Origin of the sequence: Vibrio amylolyticus (assembly GCF_023145695.1) — a bacterium.
GTDB lineage: Bacteria > Pseudomonadota > Gammaproteobacteria > Enterobacterales > Vibrionaceae > Vibrio > Vibrio amylolyticus.
Genome location: NZ_JAJHVV010000009.1, coordinates 197,803 through 220,610 on the forward strand (window position 1 = coordinate 197,803; position 22,808 = coordinate 220,610).

At 43.8% G+C, this 22,808-nt stretch carries 17 protein-coding genes; 7 read left to right on the forward strand and 10 right to left on the reverse strand.

The features are described 5' to 3' along the window. Positions 1–65 precede the first annotated feature (65 nt). From KP803_RS15545 to KP803_RS15555, 3 genes are all read left to right on the forward strand, one after another. Entirely contained in the window at positions 66–1,331 is a 1,266-nt protein-coding gene (locus KP803_RS15545) for a GntP family permease (RefSeq protein WP_248009766.1), read from the forward strand. 216 nt (positions 1,332–1,547) lie between these two features. After that, positions 1,548–2,681 carry a glycerate kinase gene (locus tag KP803_RS15550; RefSeq protein WP_248009767.1) on the forward strand — a complete coding sequence of 378 codons (1,134 nt, stop codon included), beginning with the start codon at positions 1,548–1,550 and terminating at the stop codon, positions 2,679–2,681. Between the two features lie 509 nt (positions 2,682–3,190). After that, a complete protein-coding gene (locus tag KP803_RS15555; protein ID WP_248009768.1) occupies positions 3,191–5,383 on the forward strand; it encodes a hypothetical protein in 2,193 nt (730 codons plus the stop codon). A 58-nt stretch (positions 5,384–5,441) separates the two neighbouring features. Here the strand turns inward: KP803_RS15555 and ykgO are convergent, their stop codons facing one another. From ykgO to KP803_RS15605, 10 genes are all read right to left on the reverse strand, one after another. After that, positions 5,442–5,585 (reverse strand): type B 50S ribosomal protein L36, encoded by a 144-nt coding sequence (ykgO, locus tag KP803_RS15560; RefSeq protein WP_248009769.1) that lies wholly within the window; start codon positions 5,583–5,585, stop codon positions 5,442–5,444. A 10-nt stretch (positions 5,586–5,595) separates the two neighbouring features. Continuing rightward, positions 5,596–5,853, reverse strand: coding sequence for a type B 50S ribosomal protein L31 (locus KP803_RS15565; RefSeq protein ID WP_248009770.1), 258 nt, complete (start codon positions 5,851–5,853; stop codon positions 5,596–5,598). A 506-nt stretch (positions 5,854–6,359) separates the two neighbouring features. Continuing rightward, positions 6,360–7,088 (reverse strand): hypothetical protein, encoded by a 729-nt coding sequence (locus tag KP803_RS15570; protein ID WP_248009771.1) that lies wholly within the window; start codon positions 7,086–7,088, stop codon positions 6,360–6,362. 161 nt (positions 7,089–7,249) lie between these two features. Further along, the gene (locus KP803_RS15575) at positions 7,250–8,455 is read right to left on the reverse strand and encodes a cyclic di-GMP phosphodiesterase (protein WP_248009772.1); all 1,206 of its coding nucleotides are present in this window, start codon (positions 8,453–8,455) and stop codon (positions 7,250–7,252) included. A 278-nt stretch (positions 8,456–8,733) separates the two neighbouring features. Beyond that, entirely contained in the window at positions 8,734–8,949 is a 216-nt protein-coding gene (locus KP803_RS15580; protein ID WP_248009773.1) for a hypothetical protein, read from the reverse strand. Between the two features lie 162 nt (positions 8,950–9,111). Next, positions 9,112–10,446 (reverse strand): guanine deaminase, encoded by a 1,335-nt coding sequence (gene guaD, locus KP803_RS15585; RefSeq protein ID WP_248009774.1) that lies wholly within the window; start codon positions 10,444–10,446, stop codon positions 9,112–9,114. A 45-nt stretch (positions 10,447–10,491) separates the two neighbouring features. Continuing rightward, the gene (gene xdhC, locus KP803_RS15590) at positions 10,492–11,340 is read right to left on the reverse strand and encodes a xanthine dehydrogenase accessory protein XdhC (protein WP_248009775.1); all 849 of its coding nucleotides are present in this window, start codon (positions 11,338–11,340) and stop codon (positions 10,492–10,494) included. A 129-nt stretch (positions 11,341–11,469) separates the two neighbouring features. Then, positions 11,470–13,857 carry a xanthine dehydrogenase molybdopterin binding subunit gene (gene xdhB / locus KP803_RS15595; RefSeq protein WP_248009776.1) on the reverse strand — a complete coding sequence of 796 codons (2,388 nt, stop codon included), beginning with the start codon at positions 13,855–13,857 and terminating at the stop codon, positions 11,470–11,472. After that, a complete protein-coding gene (gene xdhA, locus KP803_RS15600; protein WP_282437301.1) occupies positions 13,850–15,295 on the reverse strand; it encodes a xanthine dehydrogenase small subunit in 1,446 nt (481 codons plus the stop codon). The genes xdhB and xdhA overlap by 8 nt, the downstream gene beginning before the upstream one ends. A 414-nt stretch (positions 15,296–15,709) precedes the next feature. Beyond that, positions 15,710–16,444: a GntR family transcriptional regulator gene (locus KP803_RS15605; RefSeq protein ID WP_248009777.1), complete on the reverse strand. Its 735-nt coding sequence runs from the start codon at positions 16,442–16,444 to the stop codon at positions 15,710–15,712. Positions 16,445–17,089: 645 nt separating this feature from the next. On the opposite strand from KP803_RS15605, the gene KP803_RS15610 reads away from it, so the two are divergent. The 4 genes from KP803_RS15610 to KP803_RS15625 are packed head-to-tail and all read left to right on the forward strand — an operon-like array spanning position 17,090 to position 22,677. Further along, positions 17,090–18,868 carry an extracellular solute-binding protein gene (locus tag KP803_RS15610; RefSeq protein WP_248009810.1) on the forward strand — a complete coding sequence of 593 codons (1,779 nt, stop codon included), beginning with the start codon at positions 17,090–17,092 and terminating at the stop codon, positions 18,866–18,868. A gap of 11 nt (positions 18,869–18,879) precedes the next feature. Then, complete coding sequence (locus tag KP803_RS15615; RefSeq protein ID WP_248009778.1) at positions 18,880–19,968, forward strand: microcin C ABC transporter permease YejB; 1,089 nt, start codon at positions 18,880–18,882, stop codon at positions 19,966–19,968. Position 19,969: 1 nt separating this feature from the next. Further along, positions 19,970–21,052: an ABC transporter permease gene (locus tag KP803_RS15620; RefSeq protein ID WP_427916961.1), complete on the forward strand. Its 1,083-nt coding sequence runs from the start codon at positions 19,970–19,972 to the stop codon at positions 21,050–21,052. A gap of 2 nt (positions 21,053–21,054) precedes the next feature. Next, positions 21,055–22,677, forward strand: coding sequence for an ABC transporter ATP-binding protein (locus KP803_RS15625; protein WP_248009779.1), 1,623 nt, complete (start codon positions 21,055–21,057; stop codon positions 22,675–22,677). The last annotated feature ends 131 nt before the right edge of the window (positions 22,678–22,808 follow it).

Consider the following 22,808-nt stretch of genomic DNA (forward strand, 5'->3'; position numbering starts at 1 on the left):
ATAAAGAATTCTGCCTTCCATCCTTTTACTCTGCTTACAAATCACAACAATGAATGGAAACAACAATGATAGAAGTCTCTACCTTAGGTGCGTTAACTGCACTCGTCGTGGCCATTGGCCTCATTCTTAAAAAAGTTCCGCCAGCATACGGCATGATCATCGGTGCGCTGCTTGGTGGTGTCGTTGGTGGTGTATCACTTACCGACACGGTTGGACTGATGATTGGCGGTGCCCAAGGTATTGTAACCGCAGTACTACGGATTTTAGCCGCAGGTGTTCTTGCCGGCGTATTGATTGAATCGGGCGCCGCGACATCCATAGCAGAAACCATAGTAAAGAAAGTTGGCGAAACTCGCGCTCTTCTGGCATTAGCTGTCGCAACAATGATTCTAACAGCGGTCGGTGTGTTTGTTGATGTGGCCGTTATCACTGTCGCACCAATTGCATTAGCGATTGCTCGTCGTGCTGATATTTCCAAAACCGCCATTTTGTTAGCGATGGTTGGTGGCGGCAAAGCGGGTAACGTTATGTCACCAAACCCAAATGCAATCGCAGCAGCAGATGCATTTGATGTCCCGCTAACCTCTGTAATGGCTGCGGGTATTGTACCCGGTCTATGTGGCATGTTCTTCGCGTATTTTATTGCGAAAAAACTGGTTAATAAAGGCACTAAAGTAGAGGAGAGCGAAGTGGTCGCGGTTGATCATTCTAAACTGCCCGCTTTCCACGCTGCGATTGTTGCACCTTTAGTTGCTATTGCACTGTTATCTCTGCGCCCAATTGCAGGGATTAACGTTGACCCACTTATCGCTCTTCCCCTTGGCGGCTTGCTTGGCGCGGTCGTGATGGGACGCTTTAAAGACACGAACCACTTTGCCGTGTCAGGTTTAAACCGCATGGCCCCGGTTGCTGTGATGCTTCTAGGTACTGGTACGCTTGCGGGCATTATTGCTAACTCTGCGCTTCGAGATGGATTGATTGATGTGCTAGCAGCATCAGGTATGCCTTCATTTATTTTAGCGCCAATCTCGGGTGCGATGATGGCACTGGCAACTGCTTCGACAACCGCGGGTACTGCCGTTGCTTCGAGCGTGTTTAGTGGCACGATTTTAGAACTTGGTGTTCCAGCGTTAGCAGGCGCAGCAATGATTCACTCGGGTGCAACAGTACTTGACCACATGCCGCACGGTAGCTTCTTCCACGCAACGGGTGGTGCCGTGCATATGGACATTCGTGAGCGTCTCAAGTTGATTCCTTACGAGTCAGCGGTTGGTCTTATGATCGCGTTTGTCTCTGTGATGATGTTTGGTGTGTTTGGTCTGTTTGTTTAATCAAAGTATTCGATAAGGTGATTGTCAGTGACATCGACAATCGCTCAATAATGAAATTGTTTCGTGCGTGATTGTTTTCTCGTAAGCCTAGTTTATTGGGGAAATCATCATTTAAAAGACTGTAGTTAAACGATTTTAGCTTGTGAGTATTCGTTTAGCTGAGCAGTAATTAAAAGCACAGTCTTTTAAAGTACAAGTTACTGAAGGTATAAGTTTATGAAAATTGTAATTGCTCCAGACTCATACAAAGAGAGCTTAACCGCAATGGAAGTGGCGACCGCGATTGAAAACGGATTTAAGAAAGTGATACCCAATGCCGAGTACGTAAAACTGCCTATGGCAGACGGCGGAGAAGGGACGGTTCAATCATTGGTTGATGCAACCGATGGTAAGATCGTAAATGTAAACGTAACTGGCCCACTCGGTGAGCCGGTTGAAGGCTTCTATGGCTTAATGGGTGATGGGTCAACGGCTATTATTGAGATGGCGGCAGCCTCTGGCATTCATTTGGTTGAACCTGAACTGCGTAATCCTCTGCTCACCACCACCTATGGTACGGGTGAGCTCATCAAAGCGGCACTTGATCAAGGCGTTAAACATATCATTGTTGGCATTGGTGGCAGTGCTACTAATGATGGAGGGATAGGAATGGCGCAAGCGCTAGGTGCGAAGCTCCTTGATGAGAACGGTATTGATCTCGCTTTTGGTGGTGGCTCTCTTAACAGGTTAACAAGCATTGATCTGTCTATGCTTGACCCTCGTTTACAAACGGTTTCGTTAGAAGTTGCATGTGATGTGGATAATCCACTTTGCGGCCCTAAAGGAGCATCGAATGTGTTTGGTCCTCAAAAGGGGGCAACACCAGCCATGATTGATACACTGGATGCTAACCTAGCGCACTACGCCAAAGTGATCTATAACACGACAGATCAAGACGTGAAAGATGTCCCAGGTGCCGGCGCTGCCGGTGGTCTTGGCGCAGCATTGATTGGTCTGTTTGACGCCAACCTCCGCCCGGGTATTAGCATTGTTATGGATGCGGTGAACCTTTCAGACGTAGTTAAAGATGCAAATCTAGTGATTACTGGTGAAGGACGCATTGATAGCCAAACGATTCATGGTAAAACGCCGGTTGGTGTTGCTCGCACCGCGAAACAATTTGGTTTACCTGTGATTGCGATTGCTGGATCAACGGCGGCAGATTGCGAGGTCGTTCATGACCATGGCATTGATGCGGCTTATAGTGTTGTACTTGGCGCGACAGATTTACCGACCGCGCTAAAAGAAGCCGCTTTTAACGTGGAAATGACATCACGTAACGTCGCAAAGGCTCTCACCATTAAGTTGTAAGTTGTTTCCTAAAAAATCTTACAGAGAGGGAGCAATTGCTCCCTCTAATTGACTACTCGTCACTTTCTATTTCCTAGCCACTGCTCCAAGATGCAATATCAAAAAATCAGCTACTTCGAATGAGCTCCATTAACTTAATGGATGGCCCACATCAAACTAATCACTGTAATTAATGATATTTTTCTTTATAGTGAGAAATTATAAGCATTTGTACACTATACCAATTTGTTTATCTGGCTCATTTTTTATGAGTTTGCGTTATAACAATATTCCAAAGTTCTATAACGTTTCTTCCTGACCTACCTATTTTTAATCTAAGACCACAGAAAATGTAGTGGTAATTTGACAGCGTTTGTTAGGAGGTTTCATGACCCATCTTGTTTTTAAATATCTATTGATATGCCTATTCTTTTTTGGACTTAGCGCCTGCAGTGATAGCGATAGTGCCAGTTCTACAGCTACTTCCACATCATCCTTACAACTACCAGAACAGCTGGAGGTAGTGACCAATGAAACTGACTAAATTAACCATAGCTATATGCGCCATGACCCCCACAGTTACTTATGCTGTCTTCAATGACTCAGGTACGGATTACAGCAACGCAAATGTCAATTCGCATGTGTGGAATGCTGCATTAGAACCGATCGATTTGGTGAATAGTATCCTCTGTTTCACCGCTCAGTTTAATAGCGTCGAATTTGTTAATGATGGAGCGTATTCCGTATTAGCTGATGAGGCCGCTTGTTTCGATGAAAGCGATGATGGATCTTCTGGCCAGTCATCAGGGGCGAGCAACGCTACGCAATATATGAAAGCAATTTCGGTCGTTACTAGAGGTGATGACTTTTCTCCGCTTTCAGTTAACGTCTGGCTCCCTGAAATGGGAGGAGGTGATGGGGAACAAGCGATAATGTTTAAGTCAGAGATTTCAGAGGGAGCAAGCGATTCAAACCCATTTGGTCGTTTTACCTTCAACTTTGATTTCTTTGATAACTTCACGGCAGGAAATCAATATGGAGGTGGCGAAGTTATAACGGTAGATACTATTCCAGGGTCTATTGGATTTACCCTTTATGAATCGAGTTCACATGGAAGTAATACTTATTCACAAAGTGCGAGTGTTGTGATGGCAAGTGATCGCTCAAGTGGTATTGCATTGACAGGGTTTGATCGAGATGGAGACGGGCAGACTTCATATGCGTTAGCGTTTAACTCAACCCATGTTCTTGTACAAAGCGTAAATGGTGACTTTTCTGATCTACCCTACAAGATAGGGAATAACAGTGGTCAATGTTTGAGTCGAACAAGCTTTGATAGTTTTGTGCATCGCTACGATCTTTTTAATGCGACGACAGGGGCACAAATAGAGATCAATAGCGGCTTCTCGATGAAATACGATAGTGATAATAATGGCAGTTACGATAGCTATGGTCACATCGGTTATTGGGGCGTTTGGACAGAGGAAGAGGGTGCGCTGGCAGATGGTGATACGGTAATTCGGGATGAAAACGGTACGCAAACGTCTTATACCTACGTGAATGCGCCTGGCCGCCTTATCAAAAATACGGTGAAAACACTCGCATTAAGCAGTGCTAGAGGCGTAGGGTTTTCGTATTGGGACAGCGCGGCTTTTGCCGATAACAGTTTTGATCAATGGGTTGTGAGCTATATGACTGTGGCTGATGACGGAGTAGGATCTGATGGATTTTATAAAATAGGCAAGCTGTCTTGGGGTAATAACGGTTCAACCGTAGTATCTCAGGCGCCAGATCAAATTGTCTTGTCGGCCAATGATTCGCTCTATATGTATTCAGAGCAGCTTGGGGGGGAAGTGAAATATCTTGAAGGACAAACCTCACTCACTTATTACGAGCAAACCTTTATCAATGGCAGTGAAACCGGTTCTGGTGAAGTACTGAATTCTGGCACAGTGACATTAACGTGCTATGACAACTGCCCTATAGGAACGTTTGAACTGAGTGATCTGACGAATTTTAGTGGCAGTAGTAGTCCATTTGAAACTGGATCAGGTCCATATACCTTCACCTTTGCCACATCAGGAAATAATACGTTAACCCTAGTAAGCGCGGCAAGCAGTGAACCTGTACGCTATAACGCGTCATTGTCACAATCTAATATTAGCTCAACACCCCATAGCTGGGGCGTACGAAGTGGCCCGATGATCATCGGCTCAGTGAGTAACTCATGGGATATCTATGATCCATCCATTACGACTGAGTTTTATGTTTGGGAAACCGGTATTCAGTCGTGGAACCAGCTTTCTACTGTGAAAGATGGTTCGGGTGATGTGGTGAGTTTTGAACGCCCATTGCAGATTGCCTATCAACATTCAGATGCGAATGATCGAAGTGGTGATGCTGGAGAGTATGACGGTCAAACGATATTGATTAACTATGGCGGTAACGGAGACTTATGGGGTATTCCTTACGTAAGTGGAGATGACCAGTACCGTCCCGAGTTTTCATTAGCGGATGGCGTTATTATGGGCGGTTCAAATCAGTATGTTGTTAAAGCCATTGAAATAGAACAAACCATGCAAGTGGCCTCGGGGCAATGCTCGGCATTAACGTTGGGTGATCCTGCCGTTGATGTTCCGACATCTGTTCAAGGCAGTGCAGATATTGGTGATATGCCGACCGTTACGGATGATCCTGCGGTGATTGCAGGGGTAACTCAATAAAAGAAAGGTCACGGAACTAAAGATACACCGCTGGCAATCAGCGGTTTATCTTTTGTGGCTACTTTTTATTTTGAACCCCTCCCTGTACCGCTTTAAAGCGTGGATTAGTTTTACATATCACGTAGGTTCTTCCCTTACGCTTCACCACCTGACAATCACGATGTCGTGTTTTCGCACTTTTCAGTGAGCTGAGTACTTTCATTTGTATTTCCTTATTTCTTTGTGCTTAATGCACCAAACTTACGATTAAAGTTGGCAATACGGCCTTCTTGATGAACAACGCGCTGCTTGCCTGTATAGAAAGGGTGAGATTCCGAAGAGACTTCAAGGGTCATATATGGGTAAGTCTTGCCATCTTCCCATTCAATAGTTCGTGTGGTGTCCAACGTTGAGCCCACCAAAAAATATTTATCGACACTCGTATCATGGAATACAACGATTCGGTAGTTTGGGTGAATTCCAGGTTTCATTTTTATCTCCATTAATAATGTTATGTTATAACATTATTAATGATACTCATTATCAATTGTCTGTCGAGTGTTTTTTAATTCCTATTTTCTAGAAAGTTATGACCTTGGTTGGATCACTCATTATGGGGGGAGGGAATTGTGGCTTATTTATTGCGTTTTCGAGGTCTTATTTGAAGTGTAAATGATGCGCAAAACTAAGTTTAATCAATGCAGATGACTATTCTAATCATCAAGACGATACTATGGTCAGTCATCGTCATGTTGAATCTGTTATCTCCATAGATACGATAATGGCTAAAGCCAACTATGTTTTCCATTAGCAGGCGTTACCATTGTGGTTATTTTTATCGTGGATTGGCTGTTTGTAAGTCGCTCGCCAAAGTTAAAGCAATATCTAGCGTAGCTTAAAGCGTATTTTTTAATAAGGCCTAGACCTGCCTAGATAATAGCGGTCAGTGTCAGCTTTGGCCGTTATGATGTCTACGATTGATGGCTAAATCATTGCCCTAATGATTTTGAGTATACTTAAGCCTGTTACTGTATCGAAAGCGTAAATCAGCCGGCGTATTATTAGTGTTTTCAATCAGGGTTACATCGATACCTTTGGCAGTACAACGAGCCACATAGTTTGGCCATTGGTAATGAATAAACCAGTAGCTATCATCGATACCACAGTGAAATAACTCAGCGGAAATATCACTTTCTAATATAGCCTCCAGAAACCTTTCGTCGGCAGGCGTAGGAATATGTTGTTTATTAGAGGTAGGCTTGTTTGTTTGGGTATGGATAACTTCAGCATAACGTGTCGTGGTATTAACGGTTTGTCCATCGTCGCTCAAGTATGTATAGCTGATCATGCTAACCAAGCAGTAGCCGGTGTTACTGGCTAACTCCTGGAAGGTGAGTGTTTTAGTACCAATAGCGGTCAAAGCTGAAAGGTTTTGGGCTGTCTCTACCGGGTTTGAGCCGTTGCACTGCTCAAGGCTTTCTCCAAAATAGAGGCTAGTTACCATGTGATACTTTGCTAGGGCACCGATACCATTGGCGTTAAAATGATAAAAAGGGCTTTCGTCTTCAAATAGTGTAGCGCTCACTGAGTTTGAAGTGACGTTGTTAATTGATTGAATATGAAGGTCTATATCGTTCTCAATCATATGGTTATTGATCTGATAACTCGCAAAAGCACTGTAGCTAGCTAGGTATATAAAGGGCATTATCCATGTTATCCGTTTCATGGTGTGACTCCTTATTGAGTTTATCTGATGTAATTAAACGCCGATTAACTCTTTGAGTTTTCTCCTTTCTATATTGAACTTAGGAAACGAAGGTCTGTTATTCAATGTTCACATTAGTTATAGATAAATTGTGTGAACAGAATACTGCTGTACCCAAATCACTAATCATAAAAAGGAGTAGAGTCTACCTTCAATGAAGAAGGAGAAATAGCGCTTTCGATTTTCAATTTACTGGTTTTTAAGTCGATGTAGACAATGTCAACGAAGCGTTTATATTTCTTAGAATAAAAGCATTTAACCTCAGGCTTTAAAGGCTGAGATGAGTTCGAACTCCATACGATGCCCACTCGACCATCAGAGAGCTCAACCAAAGAGCCAACAGGGTATACGCCAATGCAGTTAATGAATTTATAGACCAAATCGGCATCAAGGTGGAAGGGAGTCAAACTCAGAATGATCTTAAATGCTTCAGCTGAACTCATTCCGTTTTTATAGCAACGATCAGCGGTTAAGGCATCATAAATATCGATGATGCAGGTCATGCGACCATGTAGCGGAATCTCATCACCTTTTAAGCCTGACGGATACCCTTTGCCGTCGAGTTTCTCGTGGTGCATTAAGCAAACATCTCGGCTTATCGTATCAAGCCCCTTAATATTGGCAATGAGCTCATGGGCAAACACTTGATGAAGTTTGATATGTTCAAACTCTTCAGGAGTCAGCTTCGCAGGTTTTTGTAAAACGGCGTCATCCACTTGTATTTTTCCAACATCATGAATGATTCCACCGACAGCCAGTTGTTTAAGTGTTGGTTTATCTAACCCTAAGTAGGTTCCAAAGGTAACCAACAGGCACGCAACATTAACCGAGTGCTCCAGTAAATATTGATCTTTTTGTCTTAGTGCTGATACGCAGCTTAACGCATCAGCATCAATAAGCGCTGATTCAATCAGTTCATCTGCCCAGTCATTGATTTCATCAATCTCAATGATCTTACCGTCGAAGGTTTGGTTGATGAGCCGGTTTGTAAGGCCTTTTGCTTCCGCGACAAGCTTCTTTGCTTTCTTTTGATTAGCGACACGACTGGTCGCTTTAGGCTTGACCGGTTTCTCCATGGAGAGGGCAGTTGCTTGGGGAGTCGTCACTGTATGTACTGGTTTAATTTTACAGTTTTTATCTGAAAGCTTTTTATCAACCCAAACAAACTTAACACCACTTTGATGTAACTTATTAATTGCAGGTGAGGAAGAAACACGTCCTGCATTAGATAAATTAACTCGTTCGGTATTTTCGATGGCGGTAACAAACATACCGGTTGTCAATGTATCGATAGAAATCTTAATGGAATCTTCAATTTTATACTGCATAACAAAAGGGTCCGCTGAATTTTACTGTAGCCATATCGTCAATTGGCACATAACAATACACGTGCTGAATAATATTTCGATTTTTATGTAATAAAGGTATCAATAGTGAGCTCTAAAGCACATAGTTGTGAGTGAAATTTAACCGTCCTTTTATTTCGCACCGAGGCTAATAAAAAGACCACTTATGTTTTAACCAGATTGAGCCATGAAGTGAAAATCAGTCCATTAGCGGTTTGAGCATAGTCTGAGATAAGAAAAGTTGCTATTAAGGTAGCTCTTTAACTCAGAGTGTTATGTGCGTGCAAAGCGATCAGTATGAGAGTTACGGCAAGCCAAATGATACTCGTTCGGACGATGTAGGGGCGCTGCTTCACTTTATTTTCAAACGTTAAGGAGATGCCTGCAATAACAAAAGGGTAAAGGATGGAGGAAACAACCAATGCTTGAAGGTATATTGAAAGTACGATAGATGCATTCAAACTTAATGGTTCCATAGGCCCCTCCCAACTCCCTTTAGATGAGTACTTATCATAACTGAATTATTTGATTAGATGAGCATTCCACCATGACAGTGTGAGTATATTCACACTGCAGTGTAAATAAAAACCGCTGACTATCAGCGGCTTATTGTGTTCAGTTGAGGCGCGCCAGTTCAACTAGCTAACGAGCTTCTTTTGTTGTTCAAAATTCACATCGTATGCTTTTTCACCTGCGATGTAAGTTTCGCTGACGGTACGATCATCACCTAGACTCATCAGGACAAAGAGCTTCTCTTCAAGCTTTTTGGCTTGCTGCATTCTAAAGCGCATCAGTTGGGTTGCGTCCATATTAAGTACGACGAAGTCCGCTTCTTTACCGACTTCAAGGTTACCTATTTTGTCTTCAAGGTGAAGTGAACGCGCACCGCCTAATGTTGCTAAGAACAGTGACTTAATTGGGTGAAGTTTCTCTTGCTGAAGCTGCATGATTTTGTACGCTTCACTCATGGTCTGTAGAATCGAGAAACTGGTTCCCGCGCCTACATCCGTTCCCATGCCAACACGGATGCCATGCTCTTCCAGTTTTGGAAGTTTGAATAGGCCTGAACCTAAGAACAGGTTCGAAGTCGGGCAGAATGAGATAGCGGAGTCTGTATCCGCAAGGCGTTTACATTCACAATCAGACAGGTGAATACCATGAGCGAAAACAGAACGCTTGTGCAGTAATCCATAGTGATCGTACACATCCAAGTAGCTGTCTCGTTCAGGGAATAGATCCAACACCCACTCAATCTCTTTCTTGTTTTCAGAAAGGTGCGTGTGCATGTATACGTCAGGGTACTCTTCTAACAGCTTACCTACAGTAGCAAGTTGCTCTGGAGTACTTGTCGGCGCGAAGCGAGGGGTTACCGCGTACAACAAACGGCCTTTATTGTGCCACTTTTCGATCAGCTCTTTAGATTCTTCGTAACCGGACTCGGGTGTATCGACTAAGTAATCGGGTGCGTTACGGTCCATCAGAACCTTACCCGCGATCATACGAACGTTACGCTTTTCTGCCTCTTCGAAAAAGACATCAACGGACTCTTTATGAACCGTACCGAATACCAGTGCTGTAGTCGTACCGTTACTTGCTAATTCATCAAAGAATAGATTCGCGACTTTATGTGCATAGATAGGGTTTTTAAAGCGACGCTCTTCAGGGAAAGTGTAGTTTTCTAGCCAATCTAAAAGCTGTTCACCGTATGAAGCGATCATACCCGTTTGAGGGTAGTGAATATGGGTATCGATAAAACCTGAAGTGATGATTTTATCTTTGTACTCTTTTACTTGTAGTGTCTTTGGTTGGCGTTCTAGAACCTCTACAGCATCACCAATGTCAACGACATGACCATTTTCTACAACCAGAATACCATCTTCGAAATACTCGTATGAGTCTTCAATTCCTACATCTTTTGGGTCAGCAATGCTATGCAAAATGCTCGCGCGATACGCTTTGCGTTGAGTTGTCATTATTACTTCCTTTTAATCTCTCTAAAGACAATATGGCCTTTAGATCTAAGCGATTTTATTTTTTATATGAGATTCGCTTAGGCTATTTTCACTGTGCATATCAGGGCGCTTTTGTTCAAGCGTCTGACCTTGATAATGTGCGATTAGTTCACCCGCAACCGATACCGCGATTTCAGCAGGGTGTTTCCCAGTCACCGAACTGACGCCAATAGGGCAGATCATGGTATTGATTTGCTCTTGGCTGTAACCGCGTTGTTCTAGTCGGTGGTCGAACTTTTTACGCTTGGTTAGCGATCCGATCATGCCAAAGTAACAACTGCCTTCACGGTTGATGATGGCTTTCGCTAAATCGAAATCGAGCTGGTGGTTATGTGTCATCACTAAGTAGTAGCTGTTAGGTGGCATGTGTTTAACTTCGCCAACAGGATCGTCAGAAACCAGTTTTTTCACCCCTTCAGGCAAAGTTTCTGGAAACTCTTCTTCACGTTCGTCTATCCAAGTGACTCGGAATGGCAGGGTAGACACGATATGAAGCAGTGCTTTGGCAACGTGCCCTGCTCCAAATAACACTAAGTGATTTTGTTGTGTACCAATGGGCTCGAAGCTGAGAGTTGCCATACCGCCACAACACTGACCTAAACGAGCACCAAGATTAAAACGCTCGACCTTCAGAGACTTCTCTCGGCCGATGAGCATTTCACGCGCCATTTTGGTCGCAATATGTTCTAGGTGACCACCACCAATGGTTGCGATGATTTTGTCACGTGTTACCAACATTTTAGTACCAGCATCACGTGGAACAGAGCCACGATCTTCAAGAACCGTCACCATGACGCAGGGTTCATAGCTCTCTTCTAGCTTAGCTAATTCATGAATCCAATTATCCTTAAACATCATTACCTCCTAAAGCGATGCGACTACTCTCAATTAAATATGAGTTAGGGAGTGGTCAACCTGCTGTATAGAGGGTGGACTAGCAGGTGACCACTATTTGTTTCTTTCTATAACGTTATAGCCTTAACATTACGCCGTTTCAGACTTACTGTTAACGGTTGCTGTTTGTGGCTTCGTGACTTCTTGCACTGCCATTAATACACGTTCTGGTGTGGCTGGTGTATCCAGTTTAGGAATTGCGCCATCAACAGCGACTGAAGCAACGGCGTCTTTCAGAGCACTCCAAACTGACATGCCTAGCATAAACGGTGGCTCACCGACGGCCTTAGAGTTAAACACCGTGTCTTCAGGGTTGCTGCGGTTTTCTAGCAAGTGCGTTCTAAAGTCGATTGGCATATCGGCAATCGCTGGGATCTTGTAACTTGCAGGGCCATTCGTCATTAATCGGCCTTGTTCGTTCCATACCAACTCTTCCGTTGTTAACCAACCCACACCTTGAATGAAGCCGCCTTCAATTTGGCCGATATCAATCGCAGGGTTAAGTGAGGCCCCCACATCGTGCAAGATATCAACGCGCAAGATTTTGTACTCACCCGTTAAGGTATCGATGACAACCTCTGAACATGATGCGCCGTAAGCGTAGTAGTAAAATGGGCGACCGCGCGCTTTCTCGTGATCGTAGAAGATCTTCGGAGTGCGATAGAAGCCCGTACTTGATAGTGAAATTTGGTTGAACCAAGCAAGCTCGACAAAAGAGTTGAACGTCATTAGTTCATCACGAATTTGAATCATGCCGTTTTTAAAGACCACCTCTTCTGGTGAAACTTTAAAGTGCGATGAAGCAAAGTCAATCAAGCGCTGCTTAATCGTTAGTGCGGCGTTCTGGGCTGCTTTACCGTTGAGGTCGGCGCCCGATGATGCTGCGGTTGGTGATGTGTTCGGTACTTTGTCTGTGTTGGCTGAGGTGATCTGGATACGTTCGACATCGACTTGAAACTCCTGTGCAACGATTTGCGCAACTTTGATGTTCAAACCTTGGCCCATTTCAGTACCACCATGGCTTAAATGAATACTGCCATCAGTGTAGATATGAATTAGAGCACCAGCTTGGTTCAAGAAAGTAGCGGTAAATGAAATACCAAACTTAACCGGTGTAAGCGCAAGACCTTTCTTAAGGATCGGACTTGTCTTATTGAACTCAGCAATTTCTTTACGACGAGCGTGGTAGTCACTGCTTTGTTCTAGCTGTTCAGTGATTTCAGGAAGAAAGTTATCTTCTACTTTTTGATAGTAGTGAGTTGTATCTCGGCCCTCTTCTCCGTAATAGTTCGCCTTACGAACTTCAAGAGGATCTTTTTTCAGGTAACGGGCTATTTCGTCCATGATATGTTCAATGGTCATCATGCCTTGTGGGCCACCAAAGCCGCGGTAAGCCGTGTTTGAGGCCGTATTTGTTTTACAGCGATGACCCGTTACGGTTGCATCACCTAGATAATACGCGTTATCTGAGTGGAACATGGCACGGTCAACGATTGAGCTTGAAAGGTCAGGTGAATAACCACAGTTACCGGTTACCACAATGTCAGCACCTTGAATAACGCCATCGTCATCAAAGCCTACTTTGTATTGGTTGTAGAACGGGTGACGTTTACCCGTTGTGCTCATGTCTTCATTACGCATTAAGCACATTTTGGTTGGACGACCTGTTAATAGCGCGATGACCGCAGACATACACGCTGGTGAAGCGGCTTGTGTCTCTTTACCACCGAAACCACCACCCATACGACGCATATCAACAACAACTTTGTGCATTGGTACGCCAATAACTTCGGCAACCAGCTTTTGTACTTCTGTTGGGTTTTGCGTTGACGTGTAAACAATCATGCCGCCATCTTCGGTCGGTACAACGCTGCTGCTTTGTGTTTCAAGATAGAAGTGCTCTTGACCACCGATATCTAAATCACCTTCGATAACGTGTTTTGCGTTTGCTAGTGCTTTGTCTGAATCGCCACGTTTTTGTTGATGGCTTTCGGTAACAAAGCTTTTCTTAGCCAAAGCTTCTTTCACATCAAGAATAGGAGGCAGTGCTTCGTATTCGATGATGGCAGCTTGAGATGCTTTACGAGCAAGTTCTAGACTTGAAGCTGCAACGGCGATGACTGGCTGACCGTAGTACTCAACTTTGCCATCAGCAAGAAGAGGATCACCGGGCAAGATAGCGCCGATATCAAGCTGACCTGGAACATCGTCAGCGGTGATAGCAATCGCAACACCTTCAAATTCGTAACAAGGTGACACATCAATCTTGGTGATTTTTGCGTGCGCTTGAGTACTTAGGCGAGCGTAGACATGAAGCTGATTAGGGAACTCTAATCGGTCATCAATGTAGAGTGCTTCGCCAGTCACTTGCATAGGCGCGCTATCGTGTTTCACGCTTTTGCCTACACCAGTTTTTAAATCCTGTTTAACTATGGCGAGCATTTCCTCGTGAGTCATAGTGTTGTGTGCGTTAGACATAAGACGTTACCCTTGTTTCGATTTGGTTATCTTTATTCTGCGTTTCAATAAAGTAGCGACGCAGCATGTTGGCAGCTGTTAACGAGCGGTATTCTTGGCTTGCTCTGAAGTCAGACAGTGGTTCGAAATCGTTATTCATTTCCGCCATCGCTTCTTCGATGTTTGCTGAATTCCACACTTTTCCTAGCAATACGTTTTCACACCGTGTTGCGCGTTTTGGTGTAGCAGCCATGCCACCGAAGGCGATGCGTGCTTGTACGACTTTGTTGTCTTTTACTTCAATATTGAAAGCGCCACACACCGCTGAAATATCATCGTCTAAACGTTTAGAGACTTTGTACGCTCTAAATCTTGAATCGGTTGGTTTTGGAATGATGATCTGTTCAATAAACTCACTTGGTTGCTGTGCTGTCACCTTGTAGCTAATGAAGTACTCTTCAATTGGAATGATTCGAGTCTTCTCACCACAACGTAATTTTAGTTTTGCATCCAGTGCGATCAAAAGGGGCGGCGTGTCGCCAATAGGGGAGGCATTTGCAACGTTGCCGCCAATAGTCCCTTGATTTCGTACTTGCAGTGAAGCAAAGCGGTGCAGAAGTTCACCAAAGTCTGGGTAATGTTTCTTAAGCAGTGGGTATGCTTGGCTGATTGGCAGATTTGCACCAATTAGAAGATCCGTGTCGGTCTCTTCACAAGTCTTCATTTCTTCAACAAGGTTTACGCTGATCAGTGTTTCAATTTCGCGGTGGAATTGAGTCACTTCCAGAGCCAAATCTGTACCACCTGCGACAAGCTTAGCTTGAGGGTGAGCAAGATAAAGCTTGGCTAACTCATCCACACTCTTTGGAGAGAAAGCCGTTAAGTGACCATCACGTAAGTTTGCGTCTTGATCTTGAATGCTGACGAGTTTGTCGATAGTCGCGCGTTCAAGCTCATTAAATTGGTCTAAAAGAGGTTTTTCGTTTGAAAGCGACAGCGCAGCATCAACAATAGGGCGGTAGCCTGTACAACGACATAAGTTACCCGCTAGTGATTCCATCACGTCTTCTTTGCTGGCATTCGGTGTTGTTTTACCGAGTGCAAACATTGACATTATAAAACCTGGTGTACAGTACCCACATTGTGAACCGTGGAAGTCCACGACCGCTTGTTGAACTGGGTGCAGCGATTTGTCTTTGTTTTGTAGATCTTCAACCGTAATTAACTGCTTACCATGAAGTGCTGAAACAAAGGTAAGGCATGAGTTAACTGAACGATATTCGAGTTCGCCATTGACTAATTCACCCAATACAACGGTACAAGCCCCACAATCGCCTGAACCACAACCTTCCTTGGTACCTGTTTTATTAATCTTAGTGCGAAGATAGTTCAGCACCGTCATATTGGGAGACAAGTTTTCTTCTTGTCTGATTTCCTGATTGAGTAGAAAAGTAATCAAGAGACCTCCTTGTGCAATGACACATTTGTAGTTGAAATTATTTTCTGACCTTATGGTCAATAATTAGATAATCTGACCCAAAGGTCAACTAATTATTTACAATAATGCAACATTGCATTGTGTGCAATTTTACGTGTCGGCTACAAAGTTTATTTAAGCCTTTGTTTTTTCTACCATTTGCAACCAATATTGATTTACTCAACAAGAGCAAATTATTTACAGTTGTTACTTATAATTGTATGCAATTTTTCGGATTTTTCTTGAGAGTAGACCATCTCAGCGTAGGGAAATGAGTAGTTGAGATAGGAAGGTGTTAAGTCATTGAACCATATCGAATTTATAATGAGCACAAAAAAGCGCTTAGTAAGGAATACCAAGCGCTTTCAAGTTAGAGATTACAGTTTAGGTCGGTGTTTAACCTTTATTCTTCAAAATATCCGAGAAAACAACGTGCAGATCATTGGAAGTCGAAGAGTTGTCTAGATTTAACTTAGAGCGGATATGATCCAGGTGCTCTTGCATCAGTTCAGTTGCTCGCTCGACGTCACCAGACTCTATGGCATCCAGTAATATCGAATGTTCGTCTAGAGAGCAATTGGAATGGCTACCCGTTTCGTACTGCGCGATGAGTAGTGATGTTTGAGACACTAGGCTGCGTTGGAACGCTAACAGTGGCGCATTTTCGGCCATTTCTGCCAGCTTAATGTGGAACTCACCAGACAGTCGTAAGCCGCTGCCATAGTCGCCATGATCGAAAGCGGCGTTTTCTTTTGTGACTAGCTTACGGCATTCATCGATTTGGGCTTTGGTTGCGTTGCTAACCGCTAACTCTGTAATCGCTAGCTCCATAATCTCACGAGCTTTAAAGATCTGCTTTGCTTCTTCTACCGTTGGAGCAGCTACCACGGCCCCTCGGTTTGGTCGAATGACCACAACTTGTTCGAGAGATAATCGCAATAGGGCACGGCGAATAATTGTTCGGCTAACACTGAATATGTCCGCGAGAGCTTCTTCGCTTAATTTGGTCGCAGGCGGTAGGCGTTGTTCTAAGATCGCATCAAAGATATGGCAGTAGACGACATCATCTTGTGTCTGTCCTGCCACTTTGGTTTTAACGTTTTTACTGACTGAATTTTTAAGGCTTGTCATTTATATTGATAACCAAGGATATATTGATGTTATTAATAAACAATAATACTTCAATTTGTATACAAAAGACCAGTGTCGGCTTTGATTTTACGACTCATTAACGATATTAAACCTGGACGGTGAGAATGTGTTACAAGTTAACTTCTGATACACATAAAAAGAATGCCACATACAGGGGGTATGGGGCATAAGGAGATAAAAAGCCTTTCTTGATGTTTAGGTATGATGTTTATTTGGAGCCTGACGTTTAGTGAGTGTTGTATGTATTTTGTTCAGTCTTTAAAACTTAGTAGCAATTCCATAAATAGCCAAAATATTTTGTTGCAATGCACTTGGTTGTATTTGATTCTGTGATCTTAATTCAAGTAATGAGCCCATAAGTTCGGGTGTGGGGCACTTATAACTCACCTAGCTTGTCGTAAAACTTTCGTAGAGTGTGAGAGCGACATAGTAACGAATCGCTGAAAAGAACAAATTCTCGCATTGATGGGACTTGAGTATATACTTACCCAAGTAACTGAATTATTAATAGTATTTTGTGCCCCTTAGCCTAGCAAGGGAATACAACGCATGAAGCGCTAGAAGAATCACAAAAGGGAGCAAGGCATGCTACAGCGAAAGCGGTTTGTTTTAGGGTTAGTATTGATGACACTTGGGTTGACAGCTCAAGCTAAAATTATTGAGTCGACGACTCTGGTTGGCTTTGGGGAAGCAAAATACCCAGATAACTTTTCTCACTTCGATTACGTAAACCCTGATGCACCCAAAGTAGGAAAAGTGACTTATGGCGCGATGGGAACATACGATAACTTTAACCGTTTTGCGTCTCGTGGTGTGGCTGCCGCTAATACTGGCCAATTGTACGATACGTTAATGTTCTCACCAAGCGATGAGATTGATGCGTATTACCCTCTAATTGCTTCAAAGGTTCGTTATTCAGATGACTACACCTGGTTAGAAGTTCATATCAACCCTAAGGCTCGTTTCCATGATGGTAAGCCGATTACCGCTCATGATGTCGCGTTCACATTTGAAAAATTCAGTACCGAAGGTGTCCCTCAATATCGGGTTTATTATAAGGATGTGAAGTCAGTGACGGCAGTGAGTGATTTAGTCGCCCGAATTGACATGGAAACCCCAAACCGAGAGAAACTGTTTAGCTTGGCGCAAGGAATGAGTGTATTGCCGAAGCACTTTTGGAAGGATAAAAACTTCTCTGAGCCTCTTTCCGAGCCACCAGTGGGCAGCGCTGCTTACCAAATTACATCATATAAAGCCGGACAAAGCGTAACCTACGAGTTAGTCGAGGACTATTGGGCGGCAGACCTGCCTGTCAATGTTGGCCGCAACAACTTTAAGCAAGTACAGTATGACTATTACCGTGATGACACGGTTATGTTAGAAGCCTTTAAAGCTGGCGAGTTTGACCTTCGCCAAGAGAGCTCTGCTAAGTTCTGGGCGAACTCTTACACCGGAGCAAACTTTGATAGAGGCTTCATCAAGAAAGAAGAAATTTCTCACCAAAGCCCTCAGTCGACTCAGGGATTCGTATTCAACACCCAGCGCGATATTTTTAAAGACCCCAAAGTACGTGAAGCACTAAATTACGCGATGGATTTTGAGTGGATGAATCGCAACATGTTTTACGATCAATACACTCGAACGCGTAGTTACTTTCAAAATACGGACTATGAAGCTAAGGGCTTACCTTCGAAAGAAGAGATCGCAGTGTTAACACCATTTAAAGACAGTATTTCTCCGAATGTGTTTACCGATGAATATCAGCCTCCAGTTACAGACGGCTCAGGACGAATTCGTAGCCAAATGAGAAAATCTTTTGCGCTATTGAAAGAAGCAGGGTGGGAGCTAAACAATAAAGTGATGACCAATGTTGAAACGGGTCAACCTTTTGAATTTGAAATGCTGATTTATAGCCCAACTACCGAGCGTATTGCGATTCCTGTGCAGAAGAACATGAAACGTATGGGCATTGATATGAAGATCCGAACCATCGACACCACTCAGTACGTTAAGCGTTGGCGTGACCGTGATTTCGATATGGTGTCGGCGACTTACTCAGCGAATCCATACCCAAGCCCGAATCTCATGATCATTTGGAACTCTGATTATATCGACTCAAGTTACAACTACGCTGGCGTAAAGGAGCCAGTGGTTGACTACCTGACCGAGGAGATATCGGCAAATCAGCAAAATCCAGAGAAGCTGCTGACGTTAGGTCGTGCTCTTGACCGTGTCTTGCAATGGAACTATTACATCATTCCTCAGTGGCACATTAGCCAATATCGTGTGGCCTCTTGGGATAAATTTGAAAGACCATCAACAATGCCAAGGTATGACTTAGGTATTGATACGTGGTGGATTTCAGAGGATAAAGCCGCCAAACTTCCAGAAAAACGTCGTTAATAGAGGCTTCAATGGCAGCATATATATTTAGGCGTTTACTGTTGGTGATCCCCACCTTGTGGGCGATCATCACCATTAACTTTTTTATTATTCAGATTGCACCTGGTGGCCCAGTAGAGCAAGCCATTGCTCAATTAGAAGGGCACAACTCTGGCATCATGGAGCGCTTTTCTGGTGGCGGTAGTGAGGTTGAACTTAGTACGGGTACTGACGATTCAGTCTCTGGCTACAAAGGATCAAGAGGCCTTGATCCTGAGGTGGTTGAAGAGATAAGGCGTCAGTTTGGTTTTGATAAGCCGATTCATATTCGATATTTCGAGATGTTGAAGAATTACGCGACGTTTAATTTTGGCGATAGCCTCTTTAAAGGGGGTAACGTTATTGACCTCATTAAAGAGCGGTTACCAGTCTCCATATCCCTTGGGCTGTGGAGTACCTTGATCATTTACCTTATTTCAATACCGCTCGGTATATTGAAGGCGATTCATCACGGCTCTCGTTTTGATGTGTGGTCGAGCGCGTTAGTGATTATTGGGTATGCCATCCCTGGGTTTTTATTCGCAATTATCTTAATCATTCTGTTCGCTAGCGGTAACTATTTCAGTTGGTTCCCACTACGTGGCTTAGTATCGAGCAATTTTGACCAGCTCAATTGGTATCAACAAATCATCGATTACTTTTGGCACTTGGCACTTCCAATATTTGCCATGGTCATTGGCGGATTTGCAACACTGAGCATGTTAACCAAGAACTCGTTTTTAGATGAAATTAACAAGCAATATGTGGTGACAGCGCGAGCAAAAGGGTTGGATGAAAATACGATTCTATACAAGCACGTATTTCGCAATGCCATGCTCATTATTATTGCGGGGTTCCCAAGCGCATTCATCAGTATCTTTTTTACGGGATCCATGTTGATTGAAGTGATGTTCTCACTGGAAGGGATTGGCCTATTAGGCTTTGAATCCACCATTCAACGTGACTACCCCGTGGTATTTAGCTCACTTTATATCATGACGTTATTAGGATTAATCTTGAGTATTATTTCTGATCTTACTTACACGTGGGTTGACCCTCGAATTGACTTTGAGGCCCGCTAATATGTTAGAAATGCAAGAGAAAATGGAAAAGAGTCCAAAACCAGTAATCAAAAAGGCGAGAAGTAACCCGCTTAATCAAGCGAGATGGTTACGTTTTAAATCGAATAAGCGAGGTTTTTGGTCGCTGTGGATATTCGGCATTTTGTTTTTCTTGAGCCTATTTGCTGAGCTTATTGCGAACGACAAACCACTTATGATCAACTACGACAGCGGATGGTATTTCCCGATTGCTCAGCAATACGCGGAAACCGAGTTTGGCGGCGAGTTTGAAACCGAAGCCGATTACACCGACCCATTCGTGACCGATTTAATTGAAGAGAAAGGTTACATAGTTTGGCCGTTAATTCGATTCAGTTACGACACGATCAATTTTGATATTACGGGCAGTGTTCCTTCTGCGCCAGATTCGGTGAATTTACTGGGTACCGATGATAAAGGGCGTGATGTCTTGTCTAGGATCATCTACGGCTTTCGAATCTCCGTTTTATTTGGTTTTGTACTGACCATTGTTTCCAGCGTAATTGGTGTCGCGGTTGGCGCTACACAAGGTTACTACGGCGGTTGGCTTGATTTGTTGGGACAACGGTTTATAGAGGTTTGGTCAGGGATGCCAACGCTGTTCTTACTGATTATTTTATCGAGTTTTGTTGAACCCAATTTTTGGTGGCTATTAGGGATCATGGTGCTGTTTAGTTGGATGGGCTTAGTTGGCGTGGTTCGAGCAGAGTTTCTGCGTTGTCGTAACTTTGACTATGTTCGTGCTGCGCAAGCGATGGGCGTGGACGACAAGCGAATTATGCTGCGTCATATGTTACCAAACGCGATGGTGGCTTCGTTAACCATGATGCCATTTATCTTATCTGGTTCGGTGACAACCCTGACATCTCTTGATTTCTTAGGTTTCGGTTTACCAGCGGGTTCGCCTTCGCTAGGTGAGCTTCTTGCTCAGGGTAAAGCGAATCTTCAAGCGCCTTGGCTTGGAATTTCGGCGTTCGTTGTATTGTCACTGATGCTGACGTTACTGGTATTTGTTGGTGAAGCGGTACGTGATGCTTTCGACCCGCATGCTCAAGGAGGTCGATAGCCATGACTCAAAGTGCGATTACTTCAACTGCAATTACTCAAACAGTATTAACCATAAAAGATCTGTCCGTTGGTTTTGGGCGTAAGAAAGACATTGAACAAGTCACGAACAAGGTGTCTCTTACTATTAATAAAGGGGAAACATTAGCGCTTGTCGGCGAAAGTGGTTCTGGAAAATCTGTAACAGCAAACTCGGTGTTAAAGCTTCTACCTAAAGGATCGTCTCATTACCTTGGCGGTAGCATCGACTTTAACGGCGTGGATATTCTAAGTTGTACCGAGCGAGAGCTTAGAGGTATTCGTGGCGGTAGAATCGGCATGATATTTCAAGAGCCCATGGTGTCGCTGAATCCACTGCATAAAATTGGAAAGCAGCTTGTAGAAACCTTAGCGATACACCGAGGCATGCGGCAGAAAAAAGCGGAAGAGCTTGCGGTTTCTTGGCTAAACAAGGTAGGAATTAGAAATCCAGAGCAAAAAATAGCGGCCTACCCACATGAGCTGTCTGGCGGAGAGCGTCAGCGAGTGATGATTGCGATGGCGCTGATTAATGAACCTGAGCTTCTTATTGCCGACGAGCCAACCACCGCATTGGATGTGTCCGTACAAGCACAAATCCTGGATTTACTGAAAGAGCTTCAGCAAGAGTTGGGTATGGCCATGCTGTTTATTACCCACGATCTTAGTATCGTTCGTCGTATTGCTGATCGCGTTGCGGTGATGAAAGAGGGGGAGTTGGTTGAAGTTGGTGAAAGCAAATCCGTATTCTCTGAGCCAAAGCACCCGTACACAATAAAACTGATCAATTCTGACCCAAGAGGCTTGCCTGTCGAGGTGGCATCAACGTCCAGAACGTTGCTTGATGTGAAAAACTTGAGAGTCTGGTTCCCTATTACGGGGGGGCTGTTCAAGCGTGTCACTTCGCACGTCAAAGCCGTGACTGACATGGCATTTGAGCTTAAACAAGGGCATTCAATTGGTCTGGTCGGTGAAAGTGGTTCGGGTAAATCAACAACGGGAATGGCGATCCTCAAACTAGTCAACTCTCAAGGTTCCATCGCTTATGAGGGGCATGAGCTTCAAGGTCTAAACCGACAACAAATGCTGCCATTTCGCAGTAAAATGCAGGTTGTATTTCAAGACCCTTTCTCGGCATTGAACCCCCGTATGTCAGTTGCTCAGGTGATAGGGGAAGGCTTGATTGTTCACCAAGAGATGGATGATAAAACTCTAGATGAAGCCATCTGTGCCGTAATGAGAGAAGTCGATTTGGATCCTGAAACGCGTTTTCGTTACCCTAATGAATTTTCGGGTGGGCAAAGGCAACGTATTGCGATAGCACGTGCGCTCATTTTAAAACCTGAGTTTATATTGCTTGATGAGCCAACCTCTTCACTTGATCGAACCGTTCAAGCGCAAGTGCTCGACCTGCTTAAGTCGTTACAGCAAAAGTACAACCTGACGTATCTGTTTATCAGCCATGATCTCAATGTAGTGAAGTCGTTGTGCCATTATACGATAGTCATGAGAAATGGTGAGATCATAGAGCAGGGAGATACTCAGCAGCTGTTTAGTCAACCAACGCAAAGCTATACACAGCAGCTAGTTTCGCTATCGAGCTTCTAAGTAAGACTCGAGTATTATGTAACTTAAGACCTTAAAGATTAAAGCCGAGTTGATTCTCGGCTTTAATCTTTAAGGTCTTAAGCGATGTTTAACTGACTTTAGTTCCTAATTCGACTGAATGTGACGTTTAC